18 protein-coding genes are annotated in these 19,039 nt (G+C 37.5%); 5 read left to right on the forward strand and 13 right to left on the reverse strand.

Annotated features, from left to right (window positions below):
* Positions 1-379 precede the first annotated feature (379 nt).
* The gene (gene dprA, locus J4051_RS00330) at positions 380-1,483 is read right to left on the reverse strand and encodes a DNA-processing protein DprA (protein WP_208231624.1); all 1,104 of its coding nucleotides are present in this window, start codon (positions 1,481-1,483) and stop codon (positions 380-382) included.
* 103 nt (positions 1,484-1,586) lie between these two features.
* Between dprA and J4051_RS00335 the strand changes: the two genes are divergently transcribed.
* A complete protein-coding gene (locus J4051_RS00335) occupies positions 1,587-2,534 on the forward strand; it encodes an HU domain-containing protein (protein ID WP_208231625.1) in 948 nt (315 codons plus the stop codon).
* 273 nt (positions 2,535-2,807) lie between these two features.
* Positions 2,808-3,317 (forward strand): acyl-CoA thioesterase, encoded by a 510-nt coding sequence (locus J4051_RS00340; RefSeq protein ID WP_163515185.1) that lies wholly within the window; start codon positions 2,808-2,810, stop codon positions 3,315-3,317.
* A gap of 158 nt (positions 3,318-3,475) precedes the next feature.
* Here J4051_RS00340 and J4051_RS00345 read toward each other — a convergent pair whose 3' ends face one another.
* The 8 genes from J4051_RS00345 to J4051_RS00380 form a co-directional block, all read right to left on the reverse strand.
* Entirely contained in the window at positions 3,476-4,699 is a 1,224-nt protein-coding gene (locus J4051_RS00345; protein WP_208231626.1) for a murein hydrolase activator EnvC family protein, read from the reverse strand.
* The gene (locus J4051_RS00350) at positions 4,699-5,472 is read right to left on the reverse strand and encodes a DUF4292 domain-containing protein (RefSeq protein ID WP_208231627.1); all 774 of its coding nucleotides are present in this window, start codon (positions 5,470-5,472) and stop codon (positions 4,699-4,701) included. The genes J4051_RS00345 and J4051_RS00350 overlap by 1 nt, the downstream gene beginning before the upstream one ends.
* Positions 5,472-6,830, reverse strand: a complete 1,359-nt coding sequence (locus J4051_RS00355) for a tetratricopeptide repeat protein (RefSeq protein ID WP_208231628.1) — start codon at positions 6,828-6,830, stop codon at positions 5,472-5,474. The genes J4051_RS00350 and J4051_RS00355 overlap by 1 nt, the downstream gene beginning before the upstream one ends.
* Positions 6,831-6,970: 140 nt before the next feature.
* Positions 6,971-7,990, reverse strand: coding sequence for a sugar nucleotidyltransferase (locus J4051_RS00360; protein WP_208231629.1), 1,020 nt, complete (start codon positions 7,988-7,990; stop codon positions 6,971-6,973).
* A 187-nt stretch (positions 7,991-8,177) separates the two neighbouring features.
* Entirely contained in the window at positions 8,178-8,612 is a 435-nt protein-coding gene (gene dut / locus J4051_RS00365; protein ID WP_208231630.1) for a dUTP diphosphatase, read from the reverse strand.
* A gap of 110 nt (positions 8,613-8,722) precedes the next feature.
* Complete coding sequence (locus tag J4051_RS00370; protein WP_208231631.1) at positions 8,723-10,186, reverse strand: lipopolysaccharide biosynthesis protein; 1,464 nt, start codon at positions 10,184-10,186, stop codon at positions 8,723-8,725.
* Between the two features lie 108 nt (positions 10,187-10,294).
* On the reverse strand, positions 10,295-10,717 hold the full coding sequence (locus J4051_RS00375; RefSeq protein WP_208231632.1) for a hypothetical protein: 423 nt from the start codon (positions 10,715-10,717) through the stop codon (positions 10,295-10,297).
* A gap of 223 nt (positions 10,718-10,940) precedes the next feature.
* Positions 10,941-11,903: a tRNA dihydrouridine synthase gene (locus J4051_RS00380; RefSeq protein WP_208231633.1), complete on the reverse strand. Its 963-nt coding sequence runs from the start codon at positions 11,901-11,903 to the stop codon at positions 10,941-10,943.
* A 287-nt stretch (positions 11,904-12,190) separates the two neighbouring features.
* Between J4051_RS00380 and J4051_RS00385 the strand changes: the two genes are divergently transcribed.
* From J4051_RS00385 to J4051_RS00395, 3 genes are all read left to right on the forward strand, one after another.
* On the forward strand, positions 12,191-13,963 hold the full coding sequence (locus J4051_RS00385) for an ABC transporter ATP-binding protein (RefSeq protein WP_208231634.1): 1,773 nt from the start codon (positions 12,191-12,193) through the stop codon (positions 13,961-13,963).
* 345 nt (positions 13,964-14,308) lie between these two features.
* The gene (locus J4051_RS00390; protein WP_208231635.1) at positions 14,309-15,148 is read left to right on the forward strand and encodes a LytR/AlgR family response regulator transcription factor; all 840 of its coding nucleotides are present in this window, start codon (positions 14,309-14,311) and stop codon (positions 15,146-15,148) included.
* 125 nt (positions 15,149-15,273) lie between these two features.
* Positions 15,274-15,936, forward strand: coding sequence for a CPBP family intramembrane glutamic endopeptidase (locus tag J4051_RS00395; protein ID WP_208231636.1), 663 nt, complete (start codon positions 15,274-15,276; stop codon positions 15,934-15,936).
* A 131-nt stretch (positions 15,937-16,067) separates the two neighbouring features.
* Here J4051_RS00395 and J4051_RS00400 read toward each other — a convergent pair whose 3' ends face one another.
* The 4 genes from J4051_RS00400 to atpG form a co-directional block, all read right to left on the reverse strand.
* Positions 16,068-16,634 (reverse strand): hypothetical protein, encoded by a 567-nt coding sequence (locus J4051_RS00400; protein ID WP_208231637.1) that lies wholly within the window; start codon positions 16,632-16,634, stop codon positions 16,068-16,070.
* Complete coding sequence (locus tag J4051_RS00405) at positions 16,631-17,119, reverse strand: RNA polymerase sigma factor (RefSeq protein ID WP_208231638.1); 489 nt, start codon at positions 17,117-17,119, stop codon at positions 16,631-16,633. Before J4051_RS00405 ends, J4051_RS00400 begins: the two co-directional genes overlap by 4 nt.
* A 3-nt stretch (positions 17,120-17,122) precedes the next feature.
* The gene (locus J4051_RS00410) at positions 17,123-17,965 is read right to left on the reverse strand and encodes an alpha/beta fold hydrolase (protein WP_208231639.1); all 843 of its coding nucleotides are present in this window, start codon (positions 17,963-17,965) and stop codon (positions 17,123-17,125) included.
* Between the two features lie 209 nt (positions 17,966-18,174).
* Complete coding sequence (atpG, locus tag J4051_RS00415; RefSeq protein ID WP_208231640.1) at positions 18,175-19,035, reverse strand: ATP synthase F1 subunit gamma; 861 nt, start codon at positions 19,033-19,035, stop codon at positions 18,175-18,177.
* Positions 19,036-19,039 lie beyond the last annotated feature (4 nt).

Raw genomic sequence — 19,039 nt, forward strand, 5'->3', positions numbered from 1 at the left:
AAAAAATCTAAGATTCTCCTCCTTTCAAAGGAAGGGTGGGTTTAGAAATGACGATTGTTTCATTTGTAACTTATATGACTGAGACCTCTCATGTTTTGAAAACCTAAGAGGTCTGTATTAGATTATCACCGATAAACCTAAAAGGTTTCCTATCCTGATTTTGAGCAGCTCAATATTCATGAGGTTATTATAAACAAGAGATTCCTGCCTTCGCAGGTATAAAGCCAAGCCCCGGCGAAGGCAGGGACCTCATAATCCAGAAGACTATCTACATTAAAAATGAATTTAAAGTAGAGACAAGTTGGAGATAGGCCTTGAAATTACTAAGATACCTGCCTTCGCAGGTATATAGAGAGATACCTGCCTTCGTAGGAATTGGTTAGATTACTTCAAACAATTTTCCAGGAAGCGGTCTAATCACTCCCTTAAGTTCCATATTCAACAGAACACCTGCTACTTTAAAAATAGGCATCTCGCATTTTAAGGCTATAATATCCAAAAGTTGCGGCTCGATGCCGTTAAGAAAATTATAAATAATTTTTTCATCCTTTTCCAATTCCACGAACAACTGCTTTTGAATGGCCGGTTTTTTGTTGCTCTCCAATTCCCAATTTAAAATATAAGGCACGTCCATCGGGTTTGACAATAAATGTGCTTTATTATATTTTATCAAATTATTACATCCTGTGCTTTGAGAATCTGTTGTTCTCCCAGGAACGGCAAAAACATCCCGATTATAAGAATTGGCTATATCAGCAGTGACCAGACTCCCACCTCTTTCAGCAGATTCAATAACGATGGTCGCTTCACTGATCCCTGCAATGATTCGATTACGTTTTAAAAAATTTTCTCGTTCCGGATTGGAACTACTCCAAAACTCAGTCAAGAAACCACCGTTTTTTTCAATTTCAGCCACATACTTTTTATGCACTTTTGGATAAATTTGATTTAGTCCATGAGCCAAACAACCTACTGTTTGTAAACTGTGCTTTAAGGCCGCTTTTTGCGCCGTGATATCCGTTCCGTAGGCAAATCCAGAAATAATTACTGGGTTAAAAACCGCCAACTGCTCAATTAATTGTTCACAAAACGCCACTCCTGAAGAGGTAATCTTACGCGTGCCAACAATACTAATGAGTCGGTGCTTTTTTAAATCTACATTACCAGATTGAAATAATAGAATTGGCCCATCAATACAATGCTTTAATTTTTCAGGGTAATCGTTATCCATAAAATATAAGCAGGAAATAGCATTCTCTTTAATGAATTGTAATTCTTCTTCTGCGACAAGCAAATGGTTTTTGTTATTAACATCTTGCAACATGCTACTCCCAATTCCATCAATTTTCAGGAGAAGATTTCTCTTTTCTTTCAACACTGCTTCAGCAGATCCGCAGTGAGCAATCAACTTTTTTGCAGTAATGTCGCCTATTTTGGGCACATTTTGCAGCGCAAGAATATAAATTAAGTCCTGATCTGACATCTATAAGATTGATTAAGAGGATAAACTGTCTAAACTTAAGCAATGTTAATAAATAGTAGGTGTTTAATTTCCACCAAAATCAAAAATTCATAACTTTGTTTCAATGCATATAGAAACTTACATAAGCGATTTACTCTACCGTTACGACTGCGTAACGATTCCGGAATTTGGTGCTTTTTTGACCAAACGTGTCTCGGCAAAAATTGATGAGAGTAACCATACCTTTTTTCCGCCTAAAAAGGTCATTTCATTTAATGAGCAATTACAACATAATGATGGTCTATTGGCTAGTTATATAGCTGATTCAGAAAAGATTCCTTATGAAATTGCCGTTCAGAAAATCAGCAAAAAGGTCAAGTCGATCAAATCGTTCTTGTCTGAAGGTGAAACACTTAGTTTTAGCAGCATTGGTGATCTGATTTTAAACAGCGATGGTAAGATCGTTTTTGAACCATCTCTCAACAGTAATTACCTAACTGAAGCTTTTGGGCTTTCGGAATTTAAATCTTCCAGCGTCAATCGTGAAGTTTATAGGCAACAGGTGGAATCGCTCGAGGACGTCATTCCAATTTCCATCACTCCTGAAAGTCGGACGGGCTCAAAAACCAGACCTTATCTTAAATATGCTGCGGTAGCACTTATCGCATTAACCATTGGTGGATTTGCAGCATCAAACTTTTATAATAATCAGGTAGAAGTCCATAATCAAATGGCTCAAGAACAAGCCAATGAGCAATTGGATGTCAAAGTTCAAGAAGCTACGTTTGTCATTGAAAACCCATTACCTGCCGCAACATTAAAAGTAGAGAAACAACAAGGCAAATATCATATTATTGCTGGTGCTTTTAGAATTGAGGAAAACTCTGATAAAAAGGTAGAACAACTTCAAGAATTAGGATTCAAAGCCAGAAAAATTGGTGTCAACAAATACGGTCTGCATGAAGTGGTCTATTCCAGTTACGAAAATAGCAACGAAGCTTTAGTAGCTTTGCGCGATATTCGACTGAACTACAATAAGGACGCGTGGTTGTTGGTTAGAGAACTACAATAGATTTACGATTGTTGATTTACGTGTTACGATTAGAAGCTTGCAACAAATTTATTTACGATTGTTGATTTACGTGTTACGATTGTGCTTTGGAAAGAAGTTTTCTTAATTTTTGTTCTACTCCCTATTTAAGTTGCGATGTACTTAGAATATGCAAACAACGCTACCAATTTCAACGACAAAGCTAACCAAACTACGACATCATTATTCGTGCATTCGTGGTAAAAAATCACAAATCCACCTTATCTTTGCACCTTCAATTCAAAAAACCCATCAATGCAAGCCAAACACCCAAATGATTCCGTCTGTATAATGACCGATTTGGTACTCCCAAGCGAAACCAATCCACTCAATAATTTATTTGGTGGAGAATTGTTGGCACGTATGGACCGCGCTGCAAGTATTGCGGCAAGACGTCACAGCAGACGAATTGTCGTGACTGCTTCTGTAAATCACGTCGCGTTCAATAGAGTGATTCCTTTGGGAAGTGTCGTGACTGTTGAAGCCAAGGTTTCGAGAGCATTTAAAACCTCTATGGAAGTGTATATTGATGTGTGGATTGAGGACCGCGAATCTGGAGTAAGATCCTTAGCCAATGAGGCCATTTACACCTTTGTTGCAGTGGATGAAACCGGGCGTCCAACCCCAATCGACAAAATTGTTCCTGAAACCGACTTGGAAAAGGAACGTTTTGAAGCGGCGCTAAGACGTAAACAATTAAGCTTGGTACTGGCCGGAAAAATGAAGCCAAATGAAGCTACAGAGCTGAAGGCCTTGTTTCAGTAGGTGGAGAGAGTTTAAAGATTTGGCGGAATTGTTGATGGAAAACATCAACAATGGCATAAAAGGCAAACAATAGTACTATCATTAGATGGCTTTGGCTTCATTGCGATAGAATACCAATCATTTCATTATGATTCACTTAACCAAGTCGCCCATCCTATTTACCTCACAATCCAGGCTGACGGATCTTGGAACTTTGAATCTTTATAGATGTGAAAACTCAATAAGCATTCCCCGCTAGATGGATCTGTGAAGACTTCACCAATATCCTGATTCGTTGTGACGTGATCTCCTTTAACCACATAAACTTTTGAAAGATTTTTATAAACGGTAATGTAGTTACCATGTTGCACCAAGATCCAAGGATTTCCGGTTTTTGTCCCTTGAACTGCCAACACTTCACCATTGAACACCGCTCTAACTTTAGCGTTTTTATCCGTTGCAATTCTAATCCCACTACTGTTTATACTCACCGTATTATCAATTGAGGAACGTTGTTTTCCGTAACGCACCTTGATGACTCCTGTGCGAACTGGCCAAGGTAATTTGCCTTTATTGGACTCAAATTTGGCTTCCAACGCTTTGGCTTCTGGGGTCAATGCGAAGCCTCTGGAAGTTGTTTCAGATTTTCCTGCTTTTTTATTGGATGCGGCAATGGCCTCTCTTACCAGTTTTTCAATTTCTCGGTCAATTCTGTCAGCTTCCTGTTGTTTACTCTTGATTTGTGAGGCGTAAGTACTCATGTTTTTTCTTACGGAAGCCATGAGCTTTTCGTGTTCCTTTATATCGGCTTCCAGCCTTTGTCTTGCTAATCGGTTTTCTTCCACCAATTTGTCCTTATCTTTTTTCTGTTGTAGTAATGTCGTATTCAGTTCTTGTAACTTTTCCGTTTTTCGCTTGATCTCATCGCCTTGCTCCTTTTGATAGTCTGTATATTGTCTAATGTACTGAAGTCGCTTGTAAGCCTGCTTAAAATTCTCTGAAGAGAGCAAAAACATGACTCGGCTCTGTTCTGATTTACTTTTATAGGATTTAACCACCATTGCGGCATAATCTTCCTTCAAATAGGTTAATTGGTCACGCAGACTGCTTATTTGCTTTTGATTGGTATTGATTTCCCGGGTCAATAAATTCGCCTGGTCATTGGTGACTTTAATGAGGTTCTTACGAACATTCACCTTGTAATTTAAATCTTCAACCGTCGTAATAATGGATCTTTCTTCCTTTTTTTGAGAAGCAATCAAATTATTGATTTGTTGAATTTCCTTTAGAATAGTTTGACGTTTTGCCTCCAATTCCTGCTGCTTTTTACTTTGTGCATTCATAGCGAACGTGCACAAGCTAAAAAGTAGGATCAAACGGAATATGTTAGGATAGTTACGCATTATTCAAGTTCAATTTCTTTAAATCCTGACGGAATGTTGAATGGAAAACGGACCTCGCCGTTTAAATTTATCGATTTGAAATCGAGATCGATGATGATTTCATCATTTTTTTCCACTGCAATGATACGAATGTTTTCAGGAAAAATTTGCTTGCTCACCTCCTGATATTTCTTGTAATCTATCTGTAGCATCCGTTTCTCCAATGGCTGATACAATTGTTGTGAATCCAATTTAAAAAACCCTGGGTTGATCAAAAAGAACAATTCAAACAAAGCGCGCTGGTCTTTGGGATGTAATACGTAGGATTCGTCGTTGGGAGCTACAACATAGCTATCCGCTTTCAAATCAAAAATGGGTTCGCCTAAAAAGATATTCTGGATTTTTTCAAAATCAATATCAGTACCTAAAATCTTGGTCAATAGTGAAAAATCCCCATCAAAATACTGGTTGTTGAGTTTCTCATAAAACCTGACACTATCTTGGGTAATCATCACACGTGCCATTCCCAAAGGCGCACTCATCCAGATGGTCTTATCTTTTTCCATCCTTAGGTTAACAGTAGCTCCATTACTTTGATTTCCTTCGGTATAATCAATACGTACTTTGGCCTGTAAGGTTTTAAATCGGACATCCTGTTTGGAATTCTCCCTGATGATTTGTTTTGCGGTCATGCTTTCGTCAATTTCCGCAGTGGAGGTTAAAGTTTTGGTAGATCTACACCCCACACTTAAACCTAATATAAGTAGTAATACACTTAATCTGTAAATTCTCATTAATTTTGATTTGTTAAAGCGGCTGCCTTTTTTGCAAACGATTGCGATTTGGAATTATTATTGTCGAGTTTGTAGGCCAGACTGAGTTGCGTGTAAAAATCAGCTTCCATTTTTTGATCTTCAATAACATAATCCAATCCAGTTTCTAAAGATCTAATGGCTTTCTTGGCCTGTTTCAATTTATTATGGGCTACGCCATTGATCAAATACAAAATTGGTTGTGCTGGGAATAATTCTAAGGCCCGCTCACTTTTGGCAATGGCTTTTTCTTCCTGATTTAAATCAATCTGCAGTAACAGTGCATCTTTTATCACAGAAAAATTATTCGGTTCCAATTTTAAGGCATCTTCAAAATACATCAATGCCTTTGGTTTGTCTTCGAGTTTTAGATAGTATTGCGCCAGTTCAACCAAGGTTTGAAAACTCTTATTTTCATCAATCAGTGCAGTTACATCGACAAGGTCCTTTTCATAATCGGGATTCTTGGACACAAAATTAATAAAATCGTTGAGTACTTTGGTTTTAGCATCTGCGTTGATTTCAGGAGCCGTCAAAACAGTTTTCATTGAAACAATGGCTTTTTCTGTTTCATTTTTATCCAAATAAAACTTGTACAAAGCCAAATGTACCAACTTCGATTCTGGATGTACCTCCAAAAGTTTTTGTGCGGTTTCATAGGCTTTATCCGTTTCACCAGTTTCACTGTATCTGTAAATAAGTGCTAAATAATTAGTTTCATTCTCTGGATTATTATCCAAACGCTCCTGTAAATTATCAATTCTATCGCCATCACGTCCGGTGAGCGTATAAATTTGATTTCTTAAATAATCCCTATCTGCACTAATGCCAAACTCCTTATCAAGTTCATCCAACAGCTTTAGAGCATCCTTGTAATCTTTATTTTTGATGTATAAAGAAGCTAAGTCCTGTCTATAGTCGGGGTGGTATTTGACCAGTTGCTTGACGGTTCTTATGGCTTTTTTAGTATCGCCTTGTTGATTATACACATCATAAAGTTCATCTAAATACCACTCGTTGTCAGGTTCTTTGGACACCGCTCTTTTTAAGGCGTCCTCGGCCGCTCCAAAGTTTTTGAGTTTGTTGTAGTTTTTACCCAATTGATAATAGACTACAGATTTATCATCCAGTTTTCTGCATTTTAAAAGCTCATCTATAGCACGCTGATAATTTTCAATTCCTTGTTGCTTTAGGGCCTCAAAAAAGTGCTCTTGAAATTGGTCTTCAACATTCCCAAGGTCGTCGGTCGGTTTTTGGTTGAAATCGACTTGGGAATGAGAAGTTTGAGGAATGATAAACATTCCTAATAGAATTATTAATATGTGAAATTTATGGTTCATATTTTTTCTGAAGCATCGGTATTCTAATATTCTTCTAAAGATTGTTCCAAGTGTGACGGAGCTGTAATTAACTTAATTATTTCTAATTGATTTCTAAGATTAACTGCGTTGATCCTAAAGGTTTCCTGCTTGCGCAGAAATTAGGCTAATACAGAATAATCCCCGATACTAATCGTTTTAAAATTACCATCATAATGCACATGATTACCAATCATGGCTTCATCTAAATTAGCATTTTTTATAACGCTGTTTGTTTGTATCAGACTGTTTTTTATGGTGGCATCCGTTACGGTGCAATTATTTCCAATAGATACGTTAGGACCGATAGTTGCATTTTTTAAAATGACATGTTCTCCAATAAAACAAGGTTTAATAATCTTTGAATTTTCTAAAGTTACTGAAGCTGCTATCATCTGCTCTTCGCCATCAGCTTGCAAAAACCCTAACATTCTGGTGTTTGTTTCGACGGTAACAGCTTTATTACCACAATCCATCCATTCTTCCACTTCACCAGTTTTAAAGACTTTGCCTTTCGTCATCATGCCTTTAATCCCATCATTGATTTGATACTCACCACCATGGACAATATTGTTGTCCAAAACAACTTGCAGCTCTTGTTTAAGAACGCTCACATCCTTAAAGTAGTATATCCCAATAACAGCTAAATCGCTAACAAAGTCCTTAGGTTTTTCTACAAGCTCTACAATTTCCTTTTTGTCATTCAATTTGACCACACCATAAGCTTCTGGTTCATCAACTTGCTTCACCCAAATCACGGCATCAGCATCTGGATCCAAATTAAAATCGGCTCTAATCAAGGTGTCTGCATAGGCAATCACCGCAGGTCCAGAAAGCGATTCTTTGGCGCACATGATGGCGTGACCTGTACCTAAGGGTTGATCTTGACGATAGATGGAAGCCTTAGCTCCTAAGTCTGTAGCCAAAGCTGTTAAACTTTCAACCACATCATCTCCAAAAAATGCCGGATCACCAAGAATAAATGCAATCTCTTCAATGGGTTGATTTAAAACTTTGGCAATGTCTTTCACCAAACGATGGACAATGGGTTGACCCGCCACCGGAATTAATGGTTTAGGAACTGTTAATGTGTGTGGGCGTAGACGTGAACCACGTCCTGCCATTGGGACTATTATTTTCATACGTAACTACCTGCGAAGGCAGGTATCTATTTTAGTTAAACTTAATACCTGCGCTTGCCGGTCCGAAGACAGGAAGGAGGAAATCTCTACATTTATAATTTATTTGTTAAAAGGAAATTTAAGAAGTATGGCCTTATACCTACAAGGTTTTAGAAACCTTGCAGGATTAAGAAGACCCTTCTTTCTTTCATTTTGTTCCAGTACTGCCAAATCCACCTTCTCCTCTATCCGTTTCAGAGAGCGCTTCAACAGCAACCCACTCCGCACGTTCGTGCTTGGCAATGACCAATTGTGCAATGCGTTCGCCATTGACCACTTCAAAGTCTTCATTGGACAGGTTGACCAAGATAACGCCTATTTCGCCTCTATAATCGGCATCAATAGTTCCCGGTGCATTCAAAACGGTAATTCCTTTTTTGGCGGCGAGTCCGCTGCGCGGTCTTACCTGTGCTTCAACGCCTATTGGAAGTTCAATAAATAAACCGGTACCTACAATACTTCTTTCTAAAGGTTTTAAAATTCTTGATTCTGATAAATTAGCCCGTAAATCCATTCCTGCGGAAGCTATGGTCTCGTAGCTGGGCAATGAGTGATTGGATTTGTTGATGATTTTGATTTTCATATTTAATTCATTTTCTTGCCACGAATGTTTATTCATTTAAAATAGACGGAATCGTGTGATTTATATTTCTTTACTATACCTCAACAGTACATTTAGTTATTTAGTACAAACTATTTGCTTTTTATGAGTAGTTTAAGTTCGTTCTTTTCCAGCATCATTACCAAAAACAGGAATAGGGTCAATAAGCTGATGCCTACAAAATAATTTTCTCGATATCCATAGAACGAAATTACCGAAAATGCGGTGGATACCAACAGGTAGAGTCCCATTTTTTTCAAATTATAGGGGATTGGATAGTATTTATTTCCGTAGTAATAAGACACCATCATCATACAGGCATACGCCGATAAGGTAGCAATGGCTGATCCAACATAACTGATTATAGGAATGAGCCAAAAATTAAGTGCCAAAGTTAAAATCGCACCAAACACCGATATATAGGCACCAAACTTGGTTCTATCCGTTACCTTATACCACACCGATAAATTATGGTAAATGCCGAGACATAAGTTGGCCAATAAAACAATGGGCACAATAACCATCGCCTTCCAATAAGCCTCATTCCCAATAAGTATCACTTTTAAAATATCTGCGAAAACAACCACCCCCAATAGGATGGCGGAACCGAAAATGACAAAATACTCGAGAATGCGGGCATAGTTCTTTTTGGGGTTTTCAGTGTTGGCATGACTGAAAAAATAAGGTTCTACTCCAAGCTTATAAGCGGTCACAAAAAGTGTCATAAACATACCTAATTTATAACATGCTGAATACATGCCGATTTCCGTTTTAGCAATGTTTTCCGGCAGAAGCTTATCTAAAAGAACTCTATCAAAAGTTTCGTTAATGGAAAAGGCAACACCGGCAATTAACACTGGAAACGCGTAACGCATCATCTGTTTCCAGAGAACGCTATCAAAAGTGTACTTTATTTTAAAATAAAATGAAGACATCAATAGCAACGTCACTGCACTGGCTACTAAATTGGCAATAAAGATATAATTGATTTCAAAATTCGGTCTATAAATGGCTCCCAACACCGATGATTCCGTAGCTAAATCTTTTAGCCATAACAATAAGAACAAGTTCAAACCGAGGTTTATGACCACATTAAAAATTTTGATGATGGCATATTTTACAGGTCTCGCATTCGCTCTTAACCAAGCAAATGGAATAATGACCAAAGCATCCAACAACAAAATCCAAATGACCAGATTAATATATTCCGGTTTGATATCTATAAACTCTGCAATTTGGTTTTGAAAGGTCAAAGCCAGAATAAAAAAGAGAAATGAAGAGGCAATCAAAGAGATGGAAGACGTTCCCACAACTTTGGCTTTATCATCTTCCTTATTGAAGAACCTAAAAAAGGCAGTTTCCATGCCATAGGCCAAGATCACGTTGAATAATACAAAGTAAGAGAAAATCAGAGATACATCGCCATAATCCGCCACTGATTTTAGCACACTTTCATCGGTATGCAAACGCACTAACAAAAAGCTCAACATTCGTGGCAGCACAGTGGCTAAACCATAAATAAAGGTCTGCTTAAAAAGGTTTTTAAATCCGCTCAACGTGGTTTTTAATTTGAGGTCAAAAGTAGGGAATCCCTAAGAGTTAACCAATTCTCAGCGGAAGTGTCCTTTGAAACTTTGGCGCTCGTAATATTGTAGACTTCAAACTTATGACCTTGGTCCATTATCAGTAGACCTATCTTGGATGTTTTCTATCTTGAAATACCGGATATCACCCTTATATTTATAACTCACGATACCTTCACTATCCTCAATTTCAAAAGGAATTCGATTCTGAATTCTTGGTGGTTTATTTGCCATTTCATCCAACGGATTACTGCTCATGATGATATCGTCGTTCGATTTTTTGAAGTTTTTAAAATCTCCAACATATAGGATATTCTCGCCTTCTGTTTTTCTATCCAACTTTACGATTTGATTTCTAAAATACACCGAATCCAATTGGATGTCCTGCTTTTCTTGGGTATGCATTGGAATGTAGAGGGTGTAACCAGAGTCTCCTGACAAATCCTCCGAGTTTGAGGCTTCTACATAAACCTCTCCAATAATTGAAGGTGCTTTTTTATCCATTTTTTTTGCATCAGAGCATTTAGATGCGCTCAATGACATCATAATAATTGTTGAGAAAAGATATAAGGTTTTCATATTGTAGTTTTTGTTACTTAAAGATAACAAATAACATTCCACAACATAATATTGGCAATATTTTATGAAAAACTTTAAGTATCTAAAATTTAATTAAATTATCATTCCGTTTTGAAGAATCTCCCAGCGGCCACAATATCCGTGTAAGTTAATGCCGTGCAGCTTTCATTTCTTTATCTAAAATTTGAGCAACCGCCTGTTTATATTTTATAGGATTTGTTGCTTTTTTGATGGCTTTGTATGTTTTCTGGGGATTTGAAGTGGACTGTGAAAAGAACTCCCAGAACCCTAACATCTTTAATTTTATTGGTGTTGGTCCAGACAAGTAGGCATCATATTGTTGGTAAATAGCGTCGTGAAATTCTGAGAAAATAGCCCATCGGTTTTCGGGATATTCTGTTGTGTTATTTTTGATCATGCTGGGTAAAAACGGATCGGCAATCAAGCCGCGGCCAATCATAAAATGATCAAGCATTGGAAAGCGTTCTTCAATAGCTTTAAAAGCAGAAACGCTGGTGATATCGCCGTTATAGTACAACTTGTGTTTGGTACTCCCGATGCATTTTTCAAAAGCATCTAAATCCACAGGGCCTTTGTAAAGTTGTTTCCCTATTCTGGCGTGAATGGCAATATTTTTAAGCGGATAGTTATCCAAAATAGGAAAAACATCTAAGATTTCTTCAGCATTCTCGTATCCCATTCGCATTTTCATAGAGACCAAAATATCCGTCTCGTTGTGGGCTCTCTGTAGAACCTCATCAATTTTAGAAGGGTTGCAGATTAATCCAGAACCCATCCCCGATTTAGCAACCATAGGATAAGGGCAACCCAAGTTCCAATTCAATTCTTTATAGCCTAAACTTTGTACATATTTGGCAACATAGAGAAACTCGTCGGCATCGTTGGTAATGATTTGCGGAATGACCTCTAAGCTGGTGTTGTTTTCTGGTAAAATGTCGTTTTCATAGGATTGCTTGATCTTCAGTTTTCCATTAAGCCTGATGTATGGGGAATAAAAAGTATCAATCCCTCCAAAGTAGTGATTGAAGGCATTCCGAAATCTGAAATCGGTAAAGCCCTGTAAAGGCGATGAAAGGAGAGTTAGAGCCATCTTATTGTTTAGTACGGCAAAGATAGAACAATTGGAGGTGGTTTTTTCTGCCAGAACATACCTTTCGGCATTCAGGCGCACGAATTGTTTTTATATACTATGAAAAATGAAAGACCTGACAGGTTTTAAAAATCTGTCAGGTCTGAAAAGTTCACAATGATAGATCCATGGACGAGACGCCAGCACCTGCGGCGTTCAAATTTCAGGGTGCATACTTTTAATTAAGTGTATTCATTTAACCCTGCTTTAATGCGTATTTTTGCCCCCTATTATATTTTCAGATAATTATGCAACATTATAAAGACACACCAAAAAATAAGAATAAATCACAGCCAAAAGTGACTATAGTACAGGCCTTCAGAACGATTATTTGGCCTCGGCGAAATTTAGTTTTTATTGGTTTAATCCTGATTGTTCTTCGAAGTTTGTCGGGTTTGGTTTTACCTTGGCAGAGTAAGGTTTTGCTTGATGAGGTTGTTCCAAATAAGGATATGTCCCAACTCTACACGTTGATTGCTATCGTCATTGGCGCCATAACAGTTCAGGCTTTAACCTCCTTTCTACTCACCAGGATATTAAGTGTACAGGCCCAATATTTGATCAGCGAATTGAGATCTCAAGTACAGAAAAAGGTCCTTTCATTACCGATCAGCTTTTTTGATAATACCAAATCTGGTGCTCTGGTGTCAAGAATCATGACGGATGTTGAAGGCGTTAGAAATCTTATAGGTACAGGCTTGGTGCAATTGGTAGGCGGTTCGTTTACAGCAATTGTCTCCTTGATTATCTTGATAAAATTAAATGCCTGGATGACGCTTTTTGTGTTTGTACCACTATCCATATTTGGTTTTATAGCCTTGAAGGCTTTTAAATATATTCGTCCAATTTTTAGAACGCGCGGTAAAATTAATGCCGAAGTCACTGGCCGATTAACCGAAACACTTGCAGGTGTTCGGGTAATTAAAGCCTTTAATGCCGAAGAACAAGAAAATGTAGTTTTCGAAAAAGGGGTTGAACGGTTATATCAAAATGTAAAAAAGAGTTTAACGGCAACCGCCTTAATGACGAGTTCTTCCACATTCTTAATTGGAGTAGCCACCACGGGCATTATGGGGATGGGTGGTTATTATATGATGATTGGTGAAATGACCACTGGGGACTTTTTGTTCTTCACCCTAATCCTTGGATTTATGATTGCTCCCATAGTTCAAATGAGCAATATCGGGAGCCAATTGACAGAGGCGTTAGCTGGTTTGGATAGAACTGAAGAACTTATGAATATGACGGCTGAAGAAGAAAACCAAAACAGAACGATCGCGTTGGATACCCTAAAAGGCGACATTGAATTTACTGATGTGTCATTCTCTTATGAAGAAGGTAAACAAATTTTGCACAATATCAATTTTAAAGCTCCAGCAGGGTCCGTCACGGCCTTGGTGGGCAGTTCAGGTTCTGGAAAATCCACCATTGCTGGGCTTTCTGCAACATTTTTAACCCCGAAAATAGGGAAGGTTACTATTGACAATCAAGATTTATCGCAAGTCAAATTAAGCAGTTACCGACAATATTTAGGGGTGGTGTTGCAAGATGAATTTTTATTTGAAGGGACTATTCGTGAAAACATCATGTTCCCAAGACCAAATGCCACGGAAGAAGAATTACTAAATGCCGTAAACGCAGCTTACGTCAACGAATTCACCGACAGGTTTGATGAAGGTTTAGATACTTTAATTGGCGAACGCGGTGTGAAACTCTCTGGCGGACAACGTCAACGTTTAGCGATTGCCCGTGCTATTTTAGCCAACCCAAAGATCATCATTTTAGACGAAGCCACTTCAAGTTTAGACACCCAAAGTGAGGCGTTAATTCAGAAAAGTTTGGCTGAATTAATTAAAGACCGAACGACTATCGTTATTGCGCATCGCTTAAGTACGATTAGAAAAGCCGATCAAATATTAGTCATTGAAGCTGGGCATATTGTAGAACGTGGTACCCACGATCAATTGATTGCCAAAGAAGGCAGGTATTATGAATTATATACCTATCAGGCGAAGATTTAAGAGGTTACAACTAGTGTTTTTTCTAATTTATGGCTGACCCGAACTAGACCCGAACTAAACCCGAAGGAAACCCGAAGGAAACCCGAAGGAGACCTCTAAGGTGATTCGTCCTAAAATAGCTGTTGGAATTTAACATGCCTACTGCGATGCTTATACGCTTGTTTCCTCACTGGAATCATAGCGCATCTTACTTTTAAATTTTACAAGAAAAAACATTAGGGCCTCATTGCAAAAGAGTGTCAACTGGGAAAATGAATTTAATCATTGACGAGCAAAGTCTTGGTGAAAATCCTATGGAGAAATTATTCTTTACTTTTGAATCTGAAAAAAAAGAGCTTCTAATTCATGAGTACTACGCAACCAACCAAGAATAAAGTAAAAACAAGATGGCATACTACATTTATAAGTAGTTCCGCATGGCGTTGGTTTCAGAAAGCCATTGTATTGACGATTTTCTCTTTAGTGGTAAATCATTTATCAACGCGCGAAAGTTTTCCAGGTGGTGAATCGTATAGATTTCCCATAGAAGGTTTTCTGTCTTCCATTGTTTTATTTATCCTCATTGGAATCATAGCGCATCTTAATTTTAAATTTTACAAGAAAAAACATTTCTCAAGAAAGGTAGAGATCGTCACGCTCGTACGGTTTATGGCTTCTACTCTAGGTTATATTACAATCATGTATATTCCTTTAAATATTATTGTAAATCTAATTGCGGGTGGACAGACAGAGTTCTATTATATAACAATTGGATTGGTAATTACCTTATTAGTGAGTTTTATTTTGATAAGTTTATTGTACGCACAAGACCTATACAATTTATATAAGGTATCGATAAAAGATGCTGAAATCACTATTGAAAGCGGCGCGAAAATTACGAAGCTTACCTATGAAAATATTGCCTGTTTCTACAGCGAAAACAAAATTGTGTATGCTGTTCAAACTGATGGTACAACAATTAATACCGATTTTACCTTGAATGCGCTCGAAGAAAAAATAAACGATCAATTGTTTTTTAGAGCCAATCGGCAAGTTATCATTCACAAAGATGCTGTAGAGCAAGTTGAAAAAATTGAAAATGGCAAGTTGCACATCCGGTTAAAAGCTTCCATTGAAAACGATACGATTGCGGAAATTAATATCAGTCGTTACAAGCGAAAAGCATTTATGAATTGGTTTCAATAAAGAATACCAAAATCAACCGACTATTCAGTTATAAATTTATGACCACTCAGTAAAAACATCGGTATTTAAAGGGACTTTTAGCGTTTTTGTTCATTATTTCGCTTAGAATTAAAAATCAAAAACCAATGAGCAAAATTACCTTACGCCAACTATTAATTCCATTAATTACCATTGCAATCATCTGTTTTTTATGGTTTGGACCCATGCGGATCGGTTATATAGAAAATATCATAATTTCTTTATTAATCATTATAGCGACTTATATAGAATACAAAGGGAAACCATTTTTAGCACTTGGATTTCAACGTGACAAATTTACGTTCAAAAACATTTTTATACTTGCTCCATTAGTCGCATTAGGACTTTTTGCTCTTTATGTCTTTGTATTGGTTCCCGGAATAACAAAACTCACAGAAGCTCCAATAGACTATTCAAGTTTTGATCAATTGACAGGAAATCTTCCTGCCTGTTTAGTTGCTTTATTAGTGGTGTGGATTTCTGCGGGATTTGGAGAAGAAATCATCTTTCGCGGTTATTTTATGCGACAATTTGTTAAATTCTTTGGAGAAAGCAAAGTGAGCATTTCGTTTAATATTGTCCTATTAGGTTGTTTTTTCGGCTTCATGCATAGTTATCAAGGAATTACAGGGCAAATTGTTACAGGCATTGTCGGAGCACTCTTAGCTCTAATATTCTACTTGCGTAAATATGATTTGTGGTTCGTTGTTGCAGTACACGGGTGTTTTGACACCATTGCTATAATTTGTATTTACTTTGGTTTGGCGTAGCAATACTATATAATAAGACTTACTATAGATAGCGCGATCGTCACCTTCATGCCTATAATAATCCATTCCATTTAAATTGCATTAAAACCTTCATTGCAGTGGCAACAGCACCCCTTTTTCTTTCCCTTCCTTTAGTCTGTTTGGGAACTTTTAAGCTGTCTTAAGCTGTTCAGCTCTTTTTGAATCTCTTTTCCGATAAAAAATACCATGACAATTAAAATAACTATTGCTGATACTACAATATAAGTGTAAAACCCTTTTGACAAGTTTTCTTTGAAAGAAGGCAACAATATGATAAACCCAACGGCATAAAGCGCAAGAATAATGGGTGTTGCCACATAATGCGTAGTCACCCTTTTTTTATAGTAGTTGATCAAATCGGTTCTAAATGCGGCTGCATCCTTTGTGAAATCCATGCGCTTAAGGTCTTTAATACTTGCGTACTCTATCATTATCCTTACTATTAAAGAACCAATCATTAAGAACAGTCCTAAGCTCACAATGAGGTTTGAATAGGCGTTGATATAAAAGAAAAATCCTATCAAAACAAACGTTGTAGTTAAAAGAACCCCGTTGGTAATCCGTTGTTTATTTTGAATAGCATTTATTTTTTGCATGATAATCTTGGAACCCTCATGAGGTATTTCGGGTTGTGGTTGTTCTTCCCACTGCGATTTTAAATCTTCGAATGTTTTCATTTTTCAACACATTGAGTTAATTCATTTTTTATTCTGTGGACTCTTACTCTAATGGCTTCATGGCTTAGTCCCATAATCTCAGCAATCTCCTTTTGTGGTAAGCCCTCCAATTCCAGTAAAATTATTGTTTTATTGTCTGTATTCAGTTTCCCAATACACTGATATAGTTGTTGTAACTGGAGCTCTTTTGATACAGAAAAGCTGTCTTCGGATTCCTCCAAGTGTTTTAGATGATCAGTAATTGGTACCGTTTTTTTCTTACGCAATTCAAGAAGACAGGTGTTTACTGCAATTCTGTATATCCACGTCGAGACCTTCGCATCATTCCGGAACGATTGCCTCTTTTGCCAACACTTGATAAAGATTTCCTGTGCCAAATCTTTCGACATTGCATCATCGCCATTGGTGTAACCTTGGCAAAGACGATAAACCTTCGGGTAGTTGGTCCTGTAAATCTCTTCAAACGCTTTCTCTTGTGTTGTCATTGGTTATTGCAGTGCTTGAGAGATGTTTGTTAAAAGCCAGTCCGGTTGATCATACATGATGAAATGTGCAGCATCAGTAGCATATTTAATGGTATAGCCTTTCAGGGTTTTGTACTGTTCTTCATAAATGGTTTTGACGGCTGTCTCGCCATAAGGTTGGGTTGCTGCTAAAATAGTTACCGGAACCGTAATATTTGCGATGGCTTCTCTTAAATCTAATTTGAGTAAATCGGTGTAGCCGTAAACATAGGTTTCACGATCGGTTTGCAATATCCATTGTTTAATTTGTTCATGCTTGTCCTTGTTTAAGGCCATTCCAGAGACCATTTGGCCAGCCATAATCTCAAATTGGTCATCATCCATCTTCAGCAAGTTTTGATTAAAAGGATTGTCATAAACAATGGTTTCACTATCAAAATTAGGAATTATTAGTGCACCGGTAGAAGCCAAAGCATCCACAACGATTATTTTTTTGAAATCAAAGTGGTTTTCAGAAGCCAGCCATAGGCCCAAGGTGCCGCCCAGACTATGACCCACAATGGTCGCATTTTGCAATTGGTTTTCTGAGATGTATTGGGAGATGCCTTCTTTAATCTTTGGCAACCATGGTTTTTCTATTGCAGGCACAGTTCCAAATCCAGCAAAGGTGAACACATGACATGCATTGGTTTTTGATAATTCTGAAACCACATCTTGCCAAACCTCTCCGGGGCACGAAAAGCCAGGAAAGAATAAAATCGGATCGCCTGTTCCTACAATAGTCACTTCGAATGCTTTGTTTTGAGCGGATATTGAGAAACAGACAAGGCAGATAATTGTTAATATATAATTTTTGATTGTTTTCATGATTTACATTTTAATTGATTTTCCCTTTAGATACAAAATCATTAAAATGTTACAGCAAAATTTTTTTTGGGGAGCGAAAAAATGTTTTGTTGAAGGTGAATTTGAGCTGAACGCTCAATTCTGTGGCGGTAATGGAAGAAAAAAAAGCCTCACTTTGAAAAGTAAGGCTTTTAAATTACGAGGTTCCTGCCTTCGCAGGAATCCGTGTGTTAATTATTTAGCGCTTCTGCCCCACCAACGATCTCAAGGATCTCATTTGTAATGGCAGCTTGACGTGCTTTGTTATAAGTTAACTTCAGCTGATCTCTCAATTCTGTGGCGTTATCTGTAGCTTTATGCATCGCAGTCATACGAGCGCCATGTTCTGACGCGAAAGAGTCTCTAAGAGCTTTATAAAGCTGTGTTTTTAGAGATTTAGGGATTAATTCCTTAACAATTTCTGCTTTTGAAGGCTCAAAGATATAATCAGTGTCAATTTCATCATCCCCTTCTATCGGAACAATTGGCAAAAATTGTTCGCTCATAATCTCTTGAGTCGCTGCATTTTTAAACTTGTTGTAAACTAAAACAATTTTATCCGTTTTTTGTGTCAAGAAATGCTCCATCAACAAATCTGCTATTTCAGCAACGTTGTCAAAGGTCAAATCGTCAAAAACCTCACTTTTATTGGCAATAACGCGATCGCCTTTCTTAAAAGCATCACTGGTCTTTTTTCCGATTGCGAAAACAGAAACATTCTTACCCGCATATTCCTCTTTTATCAAACGATTGGTTTCTTTGATAATGTTAGAGTTAAATGCACCTGCCAAACCTCTATTGGACGTTATGGATACTAAGGTTACATTTTTAACATCACGCTGTTCTGCAAATTCACTTCCAGAATCAGCATCTAAGCTTGCACTTAGGGTTTGTAATAGTTCCGTTAGTTTATCAGAATACGGACGCATAGCAGTAATCGCATCTTGCGCTTTTTTCAACTTCGCAGCAGATACCATTTTCATGGCACTGGTAATCTGCATCGTGGAAGACACCGATGATATTCTGTTACGTATTTCTTTTAAGTTTGCCATTTTT

This window comes from Gelidibacter pelagius (assembly GCF_017581925.1).
Lineage (GTDB): Bacteria > Bacteroidota > Bacteroidia > Flavobacteriales > Flavobacteriaceae > Gelidibacter > Gelidibacter pelagius.